The organism is Agrobacterium sp. 20P9.1.2, from assembly GCF_057799395.1.
This window is the reverse complement of sequence record NZ_JBYOKI010000002.1, coordinates 25,316-39,896: the sequence shown is the minus strand read 5'-3', so window position 1 is coordinate 39,896 and position 14,581 is coordinate 25,316. Positions and strand designations below refer to the sequence as shown.

Here is a 14,581-nt window from a genome sequence, read left to right as displayed (position 1 = left end):
GAGGAACAGATCAATGACCAGAACAAATAGGGGACTGACGGCCTTTGTGGCGCTTGCCCTGTCAAGCGTGGCGTTCACTGCCGCACCGGCATTCGCTGCCGGAAAAATGACGATTTCCACGCCGCAGGATCCGGGCAGCTGGGACCCTATCGATACGTTTCTGGTTCAGTGGGCTGCCGTTGCAACGAACATCTTTGATGGCCTGACCTATCGTGGCCCGGATCTGAAGCTCGTGCCAGGTCTGGCTGAGTCCTGGGAAGAGCTGGACGAAGGCAAGCGTATTCGCTTCAAGCTTCGCCAGAACGTCAAGTTCCACAATGGCGAGCCATTCAACGCCGAAGCCGTGAGGTTCACCTTTGATCGTCTGCTGGGCGAACAGGGTGCGAAGGGGCCGCAGCGTTCCAACTATACCGCCATCGAAAGCGTCGAGATCATCGACGAAAACACTGTGGACATGAAGCTGAAAGCCCCCGATCCGGTTCTGCTGACGAAGCTTGCCGGATACGGCGCGATGATCGTGCCGCCGAAATACATTCAGGAAAAGGGTGAGGACAACTTCAACACCAATCCGGTCGGTACGGGTGCGTTTAAATTCGTGTCCTATGCGCCGAAGGTGAACATCAAGCTCGAGGCCAACGCAGATTACTGGGGCGGCGCGCCGAAGCTGTCTGAGCTCGACTACCGCTTCATTTCCGAGCCAGCGACAGCCGTGGCCGAGCTGCAGGCTGGTCGCGTCGATCTCGTCATTCCACCGACCATCCCAATCGGCATGTTGCCGGTTATTCAGGCCGATTCCAATCTTGAGATCGTCAGCGTTCCCGGCCCAACGGTCGATGCGCTGCGCTTCAACACACGTGATGGCATCACGGCCGATCCGAAGGTTCGCAAGGCGATCATCATGGCTGTCGATCGTGCCACCATCGTCAAGTCGATCCTGGCTGGACAGGGCTCCGAGATCGCAAGCTTCCAGGGCGCGCTGTCCTTCGGTTACGATCCCGAACTAAAGCCGCTGCCTTACGATCCTGAAGGTGCGAAGAAGCTTTTGGCAGAGGCTGGCGTCAAGCCGGGTGCAACGGTGCAGATCGATATTCGTGGCAATGACGCGACGATGAACGAGGTCACTCAGGTCATCGCCAGTTATCTCCAGATGGTCGGTATCACCGCGACCATCAAGCCTTACGAAACCAACGTTCTGCTGAATGACATCATTCCGCAGGGCAAGACCGGAGCCATGTTCCAGCAGAAGTGGGGCGGCTGGACCTTCGATTACGACAACACCGCCTATTCCATGTACCACTCCGGTGAAAAGTGGAACCCTTACGAAAAGGACGCTGCGCTGGACAAGTTGCTGGAATCCCAGCGCCCGCTGACGGACCGCGCAGAGCGTGAGCGCATCCTGAAGGAAATCGGCAAAGCGACTGCCGAGAAGGCTCTCGAGCTGCCGCTTTACAATACCAACGCGATTTACGGCGTCAGCAAAAAGGTCAAGGGCTTCGTCGCCCCACCGGACAACCGCCTGAAACTGACCGACGTCACCGTCGAGTAATAATGAATGTTTGACGCCGCTCTCACGGGGCGGCGTCACCATCCCCTTTGCAAGGAAAAGAACGTGGCCGGTTTCCTCATCAAGCGATTGTTGCAGGCGTTTTTCGTCGTCATCGCCATCACGCTGCTCGTCTCATTCGCCATCCGCCTGACCGGCGACCCAGCCGTGACCATGTTTCAGGGCGGCGGCAGTATGACGGAGGAGGACCTTGCGCGCATTCGTGTGGCGCTTGGCACGGATCAGCCGTTCTTCGTGCAGTATCTGAACTTCCTCAAAGGCCTCGTTACATTCGATCTGGGCAAAAGCTTCGTCGGCAGCACGCCCGTTTCGCGACTGATCGCTGATGCGCTGCCGGCAACATTGATGCTGGCTTTCATCTCCATGGTTGTCTCGATTGCCTTGTCCATCCCGCTCGGCATCAAGGCTGCGACGTCGAAAGGCAAAGGCGTCGATCAGGCGATCCGTATTTTCTCGCTGCTCGGCCTGTCGTTCCCGAATTTCTGGCTTGCGCTGATGCTGGTCCTGCTGTTTTCGATCACGCTTGGTTGGCTGCCGCCCAGTGGTATGGGTGGCGCTGTCAGCTACATTATGCCCGCATTGACAATGGGCGTCATCCTAACCGCCACCAATGTGCGTCTTGTCCGCACGGCGATGCTGGATACGCTACAATCACAATACATCATGGTTGCGCGCGCTAAGGGCTTGAGCGAAAGCAAGGTTCTGTACAAACACGCGCTGCGCAATTGCGCCATTCCTCTGATCACCTATTTCGGCTTGCAGTTTGGCGGGTTGCTGGGTGGCATTGTGGTTATTGAGCGGGTGTTCAACTGGCCAGGCATGGGTTCGCTGGCCTTCGATGCTGTCGGCGCGCGCGATTATCCCGTGTTGCAGGCCGTCATTACCGTGCTGTCGCTGATGATCGTCGGCATCAATCTTCTGGTCGATATCGCCTATGGGCTGGTCGATCCCCGTATCCGCACGGAGTAACCGACATGGCCACCAAAACCTCCCGCCTTTCGCGGTTCTACAGCCTTGAATTCGTGTTGGGCGCGACCTTGACCGTCGTCATCTGCGCTGCCGTGCTTCTGTCCGACGTGCTTTTTCCCGGTGGTGCAGACAAGATCGATCTGATGGCGCGGCTGGCAAAACCGTTTACCACAGCGGCACACCCATTCGGCACGGACCCCTTGGGGCGCGATGTTCTGGCGCGTGTCGTGGCAGGGGGCAAGATTTCGCTGCTCGTGGGCTTTACGTCCGTCATCGGCGCCGTCGTTTTCGGCGTGCTGATGGGCTTGATTGCTGGCTACTATCGCGGCTTTTGGGACATGGTCGTCATGCGCTTTGCTGACATCCAGCTCGCCATGCCCTTCATTCTTTTGGCCATCACCTTCATCGCCATTGTCGGCGGCAGCCTGACCAATACCATCATTTTGCTGATCGTTTCGCAGTGGGTGCAATATGCCCGCCTTGTGCGTGGCTCGGTTCTGACGTTGCGTGAGCGGGAATTCATCCTGTCTGCACGCGCTATAGGCGTTAAAGACTGGCGCATCATCTTTCAACATCTGCTGCCAAACCTCGTTGGCCCGGTCATCGTTTTGATGACCTTGAACGTCGCCAACAACATCCTTCTGGAAAGCAGCCTGACATTTCTTGGCATGGGCGTCGATCCGACTATTCCAAGCTGGGGCGGCATGCTGGCGGATGGCCGCACTTATCTGCAGATTGCATGGTGGGTTAGCGTCTTCCCCGGTCTGGCGATTCTGCTCACCGTGCTTGGCCTCAATCTTCTAGGCGATTGGCTTCGCGATAGCCTCGACCCGACCGGCAGAACCTCAAGGTAAAGTAAGATGACAGAGATTTTCAGCCAGACGTTTGAGCGCACACTTGATATTTTGGTCAAGCAGGCGGTCCCCGGTCAGTCACTGGAAGCCTGGACCTTCGATGATGTGAAAAGCAGGCGCGATGCCGAGCGGCGTCTTGCCGAAAAGGGCATCACGGCTCGTATTCGTAGCGCCTACAAGCCTTTGCTTCACAGTTTTCTGGAAGAGATCGATCTGGCAGGAGTCGAGAGTATCCAGATCGCATATCCCGTCCACCCAGCAGCACCGGCAAACCGTTTCCGGCTCGAGGCCTATCCACTGGCTGCTCTTGTTGGGGACGTCAAAATCGACTTCGTGCCGCGCGAAGACGGCGAATTTGTCTATGACGCGGTGCTGACGCGCGAAACGGGCACGGAAACGCTGAAGGTGTTGGCACCCAATCGCGTTCATGTCGATGTCGTCGGGGAAACCAATGTCTCGCCAACCGGCTGGCTGCGCAAAGGCGGAGATGAGGTCGGTGATCGGTTGGAAACGGACTATGAGCGTCTGTTCGAGAGCGCTATTAACGCGGTCGCAGACCACGATTGGGGAAGTGATGAGCCCTATTTCGAAGAACTCAACATCCGCGTCCATTACCCATCGGAAGATCTACCTCTTGCCATCGGCGACGAAGTGGTCAGCCTGCGGGAAGCCCTGCATGAGGATTTCTACTTCTCGCTTCTCGAATTCTTCCAAAAGAAATCCGGTCGCCCACTCGGAGATCGCGGCCTGAAACCTGGCCAGATCGTACCTGAGGTCATCAAAAGCGATGCGGAAATTTCCGTGCGTATCGAAACCTGGCTCTTGGGCACGGGATTTCTGGATAGCGCGGATCAAACGATCGAAACAGCCGCTGCCCCTTTATCGACAGATCAGATATCAAATCTCCTGAAAGAGATAGGCGGCGAAGAGTTCACTGCTCGCGCCAGATCAGGCCGACAGGTAACGGCACGCTATGTCAGCGGAAGCGACGCTGCCGTCATGATCAGCGGCGGGCAGCATCCGAACGAAACGACAGGCATCGTCGGCGCTCTGCGTGCGGCGCGGGAACTGAAAACAAAAGCCGGTGCCCATTTCACGATTTCGCCGCTTGAGAACCCGGATGGCTACGCGATCCACCAACGCCTTCGCGTCGATAATCCACGCCATATGCATCACGCTGCGCGTTACACGGCATTGGGTGATGACCTCGAGTATCGAACACTCGAAAATTCAGGTACCCATCTCAATGAAAAGGAAATCCGCTTCAAAGCACAGGATTTGAGCGGTGCTACCCTGCATGTAAATCTGCACGGCTACCCCTCGCACGAATGGACCCGTCCTCTTTCGGGTTACGTCCCGCGTAATTTCGCGATGTGGACCTTGCCAAAGGGCTTCTTCCTTGTGGTGCGCCACCACGCCGGTTGGACCGAGCAGGCCGAGGCGTTGCTGGATAAAGTCACCCGCCATCTCGGCACCATCCCGGGACTACTTGATTATAATGATCGCCAGATAGCGCTTTACGAAATCCACGCGGGCGAAACCGGCTTCCGCATTATCAACGGGTTTCCGTGCCTGTCATCGATAGATGACCGTCACACTGTTCCGATGACGCTGATCACGGAATATCCAGACGAAACGATCTACGGCGAAGACTTCATCGCTGGCCATACCGCGCAGATGCAGACGGTGATGTCCGCGTATGAGGCGTGGCAGGAGATCATGACAGTCTCTCGGGAGCTATCAGGCGTTTAGACCTATCGAAGTCTACCTCGACTTCGATACGGTTTGTCTGGCGAAACAGGTTAGACTAAGCCGCCACAATCGGCTTTGTCGGCCCCAGTCTCGGACGGCTTACCTTTCGTACAACAGTCACCAGTTTTGTTGGTGCTGTTTGCGTTAGCGCCAGTTTTGTGGCTTCACTCAATGACATGGCCACAAAGTCAGCGCCGATTTCGTCGGCCGTGATTTGAGCATAGCTCTGACCATTCGCCATTGGAATAAGTATGCCGACCCGTATCAGGGCGTTCAGTCGCTTCAGGCGACGAACGATCTGGCGCGCATGGGATTTGGAATTGCCGTTGAGGAATGAGACCACGACGGTATCGATATTTTCGATGTTCGATTCGAGCGACCTTCTTTCGCTCAGAACCGCATGGCTCGCGACTACGACTTTGGCACCTTGAACCTCAATAACCTGCGATAACATCGTGGATGCTGCGTCATCGATAGCTCCGCGACCACCGATACATAGTACCGACTGGCCTTGTCCATCAGGCAAATCTGCGTCATCGGGCAGTGTAGATGGTGTTGCGCTCACAGCTTCGTCGTCTTCATTCTCCTCCTCGTCGGCGATGTCAGAAAGATTTTCGACGAGTGTCATCGAACTTGAGGAAAACAACGCGATCTGTGGTTCAGACATAACGCCGCGCTGCCGATCCATCTCACCGAGAAGAAGGGCAGGAAGGCCGACCTTGTCGTAATAATCGACGAGATATTCCTGCTTTAGATATTCTTCGGCAGTGTCGGTGGCCTCGTTCGGATCGCCAGCCAGAAGCCGTTGATAGAGTTTCTCGTGAAGCTCAAGGACAGGTTCGTTTCCGAGCAGAACATCAAGAAATCCGAACTGGGGGACGTAGCGACCGAGAACGACAAGACAGACGGTGAGTGGTGTCGACAGCATCAATCCAAGCGGTCCCCACAGCCAAGACCAGAAAATAGCTGAAACAATGATTGCCAAGGGAGACAATCCCGTATGCGAACCATAAAGCCAAGGCTCGATCACGTTGTTGCTCACAAGCTCTGTCGTCAAGAACAACGCTGCAACCCAGGCAACCAGCGACCAGCCGGGTGCTATTGCCAAAGCTAGAAACAGTGGAAGAACCATGCCGATGACCGGGCCGATGTAAGGCACAAACCTCAGGACGAGCGTCAGCAGTCCCCAAAGAATAGCGTTGGGAATTCCGAGAATCCACAAGCCAAGTGTGATGGGCAAGGCGTAAAGCGCATTCACGACCAGTTGCATGAGCAGGTATTTGCCCACGCGTTTTCCAGCGTCTTGAAGCGCTGCTGTCGTTCGATGCAGATCGCTCAAGCCAACGAGACGGATAAACCTGTCACGCAGGTCTTCGCGCTCCAGAAGCATGAAGATGACGAGCACAATAACAAGACCTGCCGTGGCAAATGGACTGATCAGCGGAAGGATAAGGTTGCCGAGGGTCTGCAACGGGTTGGTGCGCGAGACGATTTCAACCGGCATAGGTTCCCGCGTTGTCGCGTCAGGCGCTGAAGCGTCTTGGCTTTCAACGGCTCGTACCTGTATCTCGGCACCCACTTTTTCAACCACCTTGCTGAGATGGTCGAGCACACCATTTCCAGAGCCCGCCTGAGCGAGCAGTTGGACCTTGCTCACAATGTTGCGCTGATATGTGGGAATGTTTTCGGCAAGGTTTGCTACCTGAGTAGCGACGACGAAGCTGAAAAGAGCGATCGCGCAGAAAGCCGACAAGACAGCAAGAATGACCGCCAGAATTTTAGGGATCGACCGCTTGCGCAGGAATGACACGATGGGTGCAAGGGTAAAAGAGAGAAGCAGCGACAGGGCTAGAGGGACAAAAATCTCCTGTCCAACCCGCAGCAGAAACGCCACGCCAATCAGGATAAGGATGGTTTTACCGGACAGTGTGGTGCTTGGAACAGTGTCAGGCTTGTAATCAACCGCTGCTGATCGTACCGGGACTATCGTCTTCGGAAATTCCATTTTCTTCCCCGCCATTAACCCTCGTTCTCAACGTGGACCAGGGCGACAAAGGGCACCCGCAGATGTGCGATAGCTTTGGCGAGAAGGTCTTGAGTGCGTGAGGCGCAATCAGCGTGAATGCTGCATGCGAACCGATAAACGTGCGTCTTTGAATACAGTTCCTTTAGATATCTGCTTATGAACGCAAATACTGATGTTCCGGCACGTACTGAAACCGCGACAAGTGACGAGATTGCGGTCAAGTCTTAGATAGGTCATAGGAACGGTAACACGGCGGCTGCAATTTGGAGACCTGATAGCGTGCCCATCACCATCACGTTATTGCGCAGTGCAGCGTCAAAAAAGTATCAGCTTAAACTCCGCGGTGATGTAGATGCGCAGGAAAATCAGTGCTTAATATCCTCCCGTTGACTGAATATGCAAAATCGGAGGTTTGCATTTTTGGTCATTCGTTTTTCGCGCTCGGTAGGAGGAGACGCTGTGCAACCCGATCTGGAACTCGTCCATATCCGCAAAGGCGAATCCTTCGCTGCATGGACGCACGGCTATCCATTTCGCACCGTTCGCTGGCACTATCATCCTGAATACGAAATACATCTGGTCGTCGCGACCTCTGGCCGCTTCTATATCGGCGATCACATCGGCCGCTTCGAGCCGGGGCAGTTGATCGTTACCGGCCCCAACCTGCCACAAAACTGGATTTCCGAGATCGAGCCGGATGAGATCGTGCCTGCGCGTTCGCTTGTCATCCAGTTCCCTCAGAAATTCGTCGAGGATAGCATTGCTGGTATGGTGGAGATGGAGGCGATTTCTCCGCTTTTGGAGCGTAGTCGCCGCGGCTTGCTCTTTGACAAGGACACCAGCGATGCGGTGCGACCGCTGATCGAGACGCTGATTGAGACGCGCGGCCTCAAGCGATTGGCCCTGTTCTGGGAAATCCTTGATGTGCTGGCGACCGCGCCGGAGCCGGAAGTTCTGGCCAGCTTAAGTTATGAACTCGATCTGTCAAACATCCATGAGTGCGGTGTCAACCGCGCGATCGCTTATCTGCGCGAGCATTTGACAGACGACATTGATGAGCGCGATCTGGCCGAGATGGTTGGCCACAGTCCAAGTTCGTTTTCTCGGGCCTTCAAACGGCACACCGGCACGACATTGGTGCGCTACCGCAATCAACTGCGGGTCGATCTCGCCTGCCTGGCGCTGTTGACTCGGCCTGAAACGAAAATTGCCGAAATCTGCTACGAGATCGGCTTTTCGAACCTGTCCAATTTCAACCGGCATTTCCAGAAACTGAAAGGAATGCCGCCCTCGCAATTCCGCGCCACTTTCAACGCCAACGGAGCCTTTAAAGCCGCGGGATAAACGAAACACGTCCATACCCCTTCGCGGGGAACAGCAATTCGGGAAGCGTGGTGCTTTCCGGAAACGGACAGGCTTTGCCTGTCGTCGTCCAAAGGGAGGAAACCGGGATGAAAAAGACACTGACCGCGTTGTCGATTGCCGTCGCCACACTGGCCGCAAGTTCGGCTCTTGCGCAGGATGCCAAGCTCAAGATCGGCATGACCTTTCAGGAAATGAACAATCCGTATTTCGTATCGATGAAGGAAGCGCTGGATGAGGCGGCAAAATCCATCGGCGCAGAGGTGATCGTTACCGATGCCGCACATGACGTTGCCAAGCAGATTTCCGACGTTGAGGATATGCTGCAGCAGAAGATCGACATTCTGCTTCTCAACCCAACAGACTCCGCTGGCGTTGAAGCTGCGGTGCAGGCGGCGAAGGCGCAGAACGTTATCGTCGTTGCGGTGGATGCCAATGCCAACGGTCCGGTCGATACGTTCGTCGGATCGAAAAACAAGGATGCCGGTTACCAGTCATGCCAGGCACTCGGCAAGGCGATTAACGGAGAAGGTGAAGTTGCGATCCTCGACGGAATCCCTGTCGTGCCGATCCTGCAGCGTGTCGAAGGCTGCAAGGAAGCCCTTGCCGAATTCAAGGGCATCAAGCTGGTCGATACACAAAACGGTCGCCAGGATCGCTCGGTCGCTCTCGGCGTGGTCGAAAACATGCTGCAATCGCGTCCTAACCTGAAGGGCATCTTCTCCGTCAATGACGGCGGCGCTATGGGCGCTCTTGCCGCCATTCAGGGTTCTGGCCGTGACGTCAAGTTGACATCGGTCGATGGCGCACCGGAGGCCGTCAAGGCTATCGCCGATGGCACGCAGTTCGTTCAGACGACGGCACAGTTCCCACGCGACCAGGTGCGCGTCGGCCTTGCCATGGCGCTTGCCCAGAAGTGGGGCGCGCGTGTGGTGCCGAAGGAAGTACCGATCGATGTGCGCCCCGTCACCAAGGAAAACGCTGCCGATTTCAGCTGGTAAGCGCCTCCCGAGCGTCACCCTCGCCACAGGGCGGGGGTGATCCCTATCCATTCAATTGCGGGAGGAAACGATGCTCGAGTTAAAAGGCATCAAGAAAAGCTTCGGCAAAATCGAGGTTCTGCACGGTGTCGATCTCACCGTGCAGGCGGGCGAGGTTCATGCTCTCCTGGGCGAGAACGGTGCCGGCAAATCCACGCTGATGAAAATCCTGTGCGGTATTCTCAAGCCCAGCGAAGGCGAAATCCGGATCGATGGCGAGGCACGTCAGTTCGCTGACTACAACGAGGCCATCGATGCAGGCATCGGGGTCGTTTTTCAGGAGTTTTCGCTGGTTCCCTATCTGAACGCGGTCGAAAACATGTTTCTGGCGCGCGAACTCAGCAACGGCCTTGGTTTCATGAAGCGGGCCGCTATGCGCAAACGTGCTGGCGATATCATGAAGCAGCTTGGCATCACCATTCCGCTCGGTGTACCCATTCGCAGCCTTTCGGTGGCGGAACAGCAATTCGTCGAAATTGCCAAGGCGCTGGCGCTCGATGCCCGTATCCTTGTACTGGACGAGCCGACCGCGACGCTGACGCCTGCCGAAGTCGAGCACCTTTTCCGGGTGATGAGAAGCCTTCGCGCGCAGGGCGTTGCCATCATCTTCATCTCGCATCACCTGGAGGAAATCTTCGAGATATGCGACCGCATCACCGTGCTTCGTGATGGCGAATATGTCGCCTCCTGCGACGTTGCCGAGGTGGATCAGTCGCGGCTTGTCGAGATGATGGTTGGGCGCCGGATCGAGAACAGTTTTCCGCCAAAGCCAGTCATCTCTGCCGACGCCAACGTTGTACTCGATGTCGAGGAAGTCCAGCTCGCCAAGGGCGGCCCTGTTTCCAGTTTCCAATTGAGGGCAGGGGAAATTTTAGGTTTTGCCGGTCTGGTCGGCTCGGGGCGAACGGAAACGGCGCTGGCCACGCTGGGTGCCTATCCTGCCGCGCGCTGCAGGCTGCAGATGAATGGCGTGGAGATACGCTTTGCCGACACTTCCGAAGCGCTGGCTGCCGGTATCGGCCTTCTGCCAGAAAGCCGGAAGGAACAGGGGCTGATCACCAGCTTCCCCATTCTGCATAACGTCTCGCTCAACAATTACGGCAAATATCTTCTCGGGCATTTCTTCATCAACCGCAGCCGCGAGCTAAACGATACCCGCGCGGCGATGCAAAGTGTGCGGGTCAAGGCGCCAAACCCGCATGTGCGGGTGGATACTCTCTCGGGCGGTAATCAGCAGAAGGTCGTGATCGCGCGTTGGATCAACCACAATATGAAGGTGCTGATCTTTGACGAGCCGACGCGCGGCATCGATGTCGGGGCCAAAACCGAGATTTACCAGCTCATGCGCGATTTCACCGCGCGCGGCTATTCCATCATCATGATTTCGTCGGAACTGCCGGAAGTGATCGGCATGTCCGATCGGGTCTGCGTTTTCCGCTCGGGAGGCATCGTCGCGACCGTGGAAGGCGACGCAATCACCTCCGAAGAGGTAATGACCCACGCAACAACCGGGAGAACACGACATGTCGCATGATGCGGACGCTATTACCGGCGCTCAGGCAGAGGCCGCGACGCCAATCTGGAAATCGATCATCCATTCCCCGCTGGCGCTGCCACTGGCCGGTTTGATCGTCGTCTCGTTGCTGATGGGGTTTGCCTCGGACAACTTCTTTTCCGTGTCGAACATTCTCAATGTTTTGAGACAGGTCTCCATCGTCGCTATCCTCGCCGTCGGCATGACCTTCGTCATCCTGACGGGCGGCATCGACCTTTCTGTCGGTGCGGTCATGGCGCTGGCGGGTACGATTGCAGCTGGGCTTATGGTGCATTTCGGCATGCCGGGCTGGGCCGGTTTGCTCGCCGGTGTCGCTCTAGCGATCGGGCTCGGGCTGTTCAACGGCATTCTTGTCGCATGGGGCCGCATGCCAGCCATCATCGTCACCCTTGCCACGATGGGCATCGCCCGCGGTGCAGGCCTGATCTATTCGGGCGGTTACCCGGTCTCTGGCTTGCCCTCGTGGATTTCCTGGTTCGGCGTTGGCCGCATCGGTGTCATTCCAGTGCCGGTGATCGCCATGGTCATTGTCTATGCACTGGCTTGGGTTCTATTGGAACGCACCGCCTTCGGGCGCCACGTCTATGCCATCGGCGGCAATGAGACGGCCGCGAAACTCTCCGGCGTCAAAACCGGGCGTATCAAGCTTGCTGTCTACGCCCTCTCAGGCCTTACCGCTGGCCTCGCCGCTATCATCCTGACTGGCCGCCTGATGTCCGGCCAGCCAAATGCGGGTGTTGGTTTCGAACTCGATGCCATCGCTGCCGTCGTTCTTGGCGGTACGGCGATTGCAGGCGGGCGCGGCTTGATCCTCGGGACGCTGATCGGAGCGGTGCTGCTTGGCATTCTCAACAATGGCCTGAACCTCATGGGCATCAACCCCTATCTGCAGGACATCATCCGCGGCTTTATCATCCTTCTCGCCATCTACATCGCGCGCGAATGGCGCTGAAAGCAAACCTTCCAACCATACATCACAGGAGAAACCAAATGGCTCAATCACTGGAAGGCAAGATTGCCGTCATAACCGGCGCTGCCTCAGGCATAGGACTAGCGACCACCGAAAAGCTGCTGGAAAATGGCTGCACCGTCGTCATGGTCGACTGGAACGAGAAGGCGCTGAATGAGCTTGTCGCCAAACTCGGCAAAAACGCCATTCCGCAGGTCACCAACCTGCTCGACGCGGAAAGCTGCGCGGCAATGGTGCCGGAGATTCTCGCGAAGGTCGATCACATCGACATCCTCTATTGCAACGCTGGCACTTATATCGGTGGCGATCTCACCGAAACCACAGCCGAAGAGATTGACCGCATGCTCAATCTCAACATCAATGCGGTCATGAAGAACGTTCATGCCGTCGTGCCGCACATGAGCGAGCGCAAGACCGGCGACATCATTGTCACCAGTTCGATTGCCGGGCATTACCCGACCCATTGGGAGCCGGTCTATGCTGGCTCCAAATGGGCCGTCACCTGCTTCGTTCAGACCATGCGCCGCCAGATGATTCCGCATGGGGTGCGCGTCTCGCAGGTTTCTCCGGGCCCCGTGCTGTCGGCACTGCTGGCAGATTGGCCGGAAGAAAACCTTCGCAAGGCAAAGGAGTCGGGTAGCATCATCGAACCTTCGGAAGTCGCAGATGCTGTGGAGTATATTCTGACACGCAATCGGAATGTCACCATCCGCGATATGCTGGTGTTGCCGACCAATTTTGACCGCGTCTGAGTATGATAAAGGTGTCGTCGCGCTTGGTCTGCCGACATGGCGCGACGAGCTTAATAAGTGGAGGATGTTATGGACGGATTTTTTATTGGCGTTGATGTAGGCACCGCGTCCGCGCGGGCCGGTGTCTTTGATGCTGTCGGCACTTTGCTGGCCTCTGCCAAGCGTGACATCCTGATATTTCGCGACGACAATGGCCATGTGGAGCAGTCGAGCGCGCAGATATGGGACTCCGTCTGCGTTGCGGTTCGCGATGCCGTCGCATCTGCCAGAATTGATCCCGCCTCTGTTTCCGGGTTGGGTTTTGATGCAACCTGCTCGCTGGTGGTCGAGGGTGCCGCTGGCGGTGTCGGCGATCCGCAGCACCCGGAACGCGACATCATCGTCTGGATGGACCATCGCGCGATAGGACAGGCCCGACGAATCAACGCGATGGGACATACCGTCCTTTCCTATGTCGGTGGGGTCATCTCGCCGGAGATGCAAACACCGAAACTGCTCTGGCTGAGAGAAAACCGACCTGACATTTATTCAAGTGCCCGGAATTTCTTTGATCTGACCGATTTCCTGACCTGGAAAGCGACTGATGCTTTGGAGCGCTCATCCTGCACGGTCACCTGCAAATGGACTTATCTCGCTCATGAGGATCGCTGGGACGAAAGCTACTTCCAAGCCATTGGGCTGGACGATCTCGCCTCTAACGGCTTCAGCCGCATTGGTGATCGCATCGTTCCTCCCGGTACTCCACTTGGCGCGGGCCTGACCCTTGAGGCGGCACAAGCGATGGGTTTGCGACCCGGCATTGCCGTGGCGGCAGGGCTGATCGATGCGCATGCGGGCGGCATCGGTACCGTGGCAGCGCGAGGCGGAGCAGAAAACCCCGCCGCATGCCTCGGTTATGTCTTTGGCACGTCGTCCTGCACCATGACCACGACGTCAGAACCAATTTCCGTGCCGGGAGTCTGGGGGCCGTATTACTCCGCCATGGTGCCCGGCATGTGGCTCAACGAAGGTGGCCAGTCTGCTGCTGGCGCTGCAATTGACCAGTTGCTGAGCCTTCATCCCTACGCGGAAAAAGCAAAGCTGGAGGCTGCAGGGGAAGGCCTTGGCCTGCCGCAATGGCTGGCCGGGCGTGCACTGGCGTCGGTCGATGATCCGTCGCAATCGGTGTTTCTTGCGGGTCAGTTGAACGTCGTTCCCGAGTTTCTCGGTAATCGCGCACCCTTCGCCGATCCTTCAGCCCGTGCGGTCGTGATGGGGTTGGGAATGGAAGCCGGCTCTGAAAATCTGGTGGCGCTGTATATCGCAGGCCTTTGCGGTCTCGGCTACGGCCTGCGCCAGATCATCGACACGCAGGCAGAACATGGCATCTCTATCTCCTCGATTTCAGTTTCGGGCGGTGCCGGAACCCACAAGCTGACCCGCCAGATTCTGGCGGATGCGACTGGCGTTGCCGTCGAGGTAACGGCATGCCCTGAGCCGGTTCTGTTGGGCTCTGCCATGCTGGCCGCCGTCGCGGCGAGAACTTACCCCGATTTACAGGCCGCCATGCCCGCCATGTCGAGCCTTGCCGGTCGCAGTGAGCCTGCCTCTGGCCCTGTGCATGCTCTGCACGAGGCGCGCTACAAGGCCTTCCTTAAAATTCAAAACCTTGCGCGCGAGGTGCGCGATGACATCGAGCCATTGTTGAGAGCAGGCTCGCAATAACCCGCCGCATCACGCGCATATCTGGAGGAGACA

The 14,581-nt window shown here is 56.9% G+C and carries 11 protein-coding genes; 10 read left to right on the top strand and 1 reads right to left on the bottom strand.

Annotation, left to right across the window (positions count from 1 at the left end):
* The first annotated feature begins 13 nt into the window (after positions 1-13).
* The 4 genes from AC27VJ_RS06065 (at position 14) to AC27VJ_RS06050 (ending at position 5,139) form a co-directional block, all read left to right on the top strand.
* Positions 14-1,546: an ABC transporter substrate-binding protein gene (locus tag AC27VJ_RS06065; RefSeq protein ID WP_488683232.1), complete on the top strand. Its 1,533-nt coding sequence runs from the start codon at positions 14-16 to the stop codon at positions 1,544-1,546.
* A gap of 63 nt (positions 1,547-1,609) precedes the next feature.
* A complete protein-coding gene (locus tag AC27VJ_RS06060) occupies positions 1,610-2,533 on the top strand; it encodes an ABC transporter permease (protein WP_488683231.1) in 924 nt (307 codons plus the stop codon).
* 5 nt (positions 2,534-2,538) lie between these two features.
* Positions 2,539-3,387 (top strand): ABC transporter permease, encoded by an 849-nt coding sequence (locus tag AC27VJ_RS06055; RefSeq protein ID WP_488683230.1) that lies wholly within the window; start codon positions 2,539-2,541, stop codon positions 3,385-3,387.
* Positions 3,388-3,393: 6 nt separating this feature from the next.
* Positions 3,394-5,139, top strand: a complete 1,746-nt coding sequence (locus AC27VJ_RS06050; RefSeq protein WP_488683229.1) for a M14 family metallopeptidase — start codon at positions 3,394-3,396, stop codon at positions 5,137-5,139.
* A gap of 55 nt (positions 5,140-5,194) precedes the next feature.
* Here the strand turns inward: AC27VJ_RS06050 and AC27VJ_RS06045 are convergent, their stop codons facing one another.
* Entirely contained in the window at positions 5,195-7,144 is a 1,950-nt protein-coding gene (locus AC27VJ_RS06045) for an AI-2E family transporter (protein ID WP_488683228.1), read from the bottom strand.
* Between the two features lie 480 nt (positions 7,145-7,624).
* On the opposite strand from AC27VJ_RS06045, the gene AC27VJ_RS06040 reads away from it, so the two are divergent.
* The 6 genes from AC27VJ_RS06040 to AC27VJ_RS06015 all read left to right on the top strand — a co-directional run bounded on the left by AC27VJ_RS06040 (position 7,625) and on the right by AC27VJ_RS06015 (position 14,548).
* A complete protein-coding gene (locus AC27VJ_RS06040) occupies positions 7,625-8,509 on the top strand; it encodes an AraC family transcriptional regulator (RefSeq protein ID WP_062448434.1) in 885 nt (294 codons plus the stop codon).
* Between the two features lie 107 nt (positions 8,510-8,616).
* Positions 8,617-9,528 (top strand): ABC transporter substrate-binding protein, encoded by a 912-nt coding sequence (locus tag AC27VJ_RS06035; protein WP_488683227.1) that lies wholly within the window; start codon positions 8,617-8,619, stop codon positions 9,526-9,528.
* A gap of 70 nt (positions 9,529-9,598) precedes the next feature.
* Positions 9,599-11,101, top strand: coding sequence for a sugar ABC transporter ATP-binding protein (locus tag AC27VJ_RS06030; protein ID WP_488683226.1), 1,503 nt, complete (start codon positions 9,599-9,601; stop codon positions 11,099-11,101).
* Positions 11,091-12,074, top strand: coding sequence for an ABC transporter permease (locus tag AC27VJ_RS06025; RefSeq protein ID WP_488683225.1), 984 nt, complete (start codon positions 11,091-11,093; stop codon positions 12,072-12,074). The genes AC27VJ_RS06030 and AC27VJ_RS06025 overlap by 11 nt, the downstream gene beginning before the upstream one ends.
* A 38-nt stretch (positions 12,075-12,112) precedes the next feature.
* Positions 12,113-12,844, top strand: a complete 732-nt coding sequence (locus AC27VJ_RS06020; protein ID WP_113085825.1) for an SDR family oxidoreductase — start codon at positions 12,113-12,115, stop codon at positions 12,842-12,844.
* 69 nt (positions 12,845-12,913) lie between these two features.
* Positions 12,914-14,548, top strand: coding sequence for an FGGY-family carbohydrate kinase (locus AC27VJ_RS06015; protein WP_488683224.1), 1,635 nt, complete (start codon positions 12,914-12,916; stop codon positions 14,546-14,548).
* Positions 14,549-14,581: the final 33 nt, after the last annotated feature.

Excerpts from the sequence above, each read along its gene's own strand:
- AC27VJ_RS06065 (WP_488683232.1), top strand. The coding sequence starts at position 14 with ATGACCAGAACAAATAGGGGACTGACGGCCTTTGTGGCGCTTGCCCTG.
- AC27VJ_RS06055 (WP_488683230.1), top strand. The coding sequence starts at position 2,539 with ATGGCCACCAAAACCTCCCGCCTTTCGCGGTTCTACAGCCTTGAATTC.
- AC27VJ_RS06050 (WP_488683229.1), top strand. The coding sequence starts at position 3,394 with ATGACAGAGATTTTCAGCCAGACGTTTGAGCGCACACTTGATATTTTG.
- AC27VJ_RS06045 (WP_488683228.1), bottom strand. The coding sequence starts at position 7,144 with ATGGAATTTCCGAAGACGATAGTCCCGGTACGATCAGCAGCGGTTGAT.
- AC27VJ_RS06035 (WP_488683227.1), top strand. The coding sequence starts at position 8,617 with ATGAAAAAGACACTGACCGCGTTGTCGATTGCCGTCGCCACACTGGCC.
- AC27VJ_RS06030 (WP_488683226.1), top strand. The coding sequence starts at position 9,599 with ATGCTCGAGTTAAAAGGCATCAAGAAAAGCTTCGGCAAAATCGAGGTT.
- AC27VJ_RS06025 (WP_488683225.1), top strand. The coding sequence starts at position 11,091 with ATGTCGCATGATGCGGACGCTATTACCGGCGCTCAGGCAGAGGCCGCG.
- AC27VJ_RS06020 (WP_113085825.1), top strand. The coding sequence starts at position 12,113 with ATGGCTCAATCACTGGAAGGCAAGATTGCCGTCATAACCGGCGCTGCC.
- AC27VJ_RS06015 (WP_488683224.1), top strand. The coding sequence starts at position 12,914 with ATGGACGGATTTTTTATTGGCGTTGATGTAGGCACCGCGTCCGCGCGG.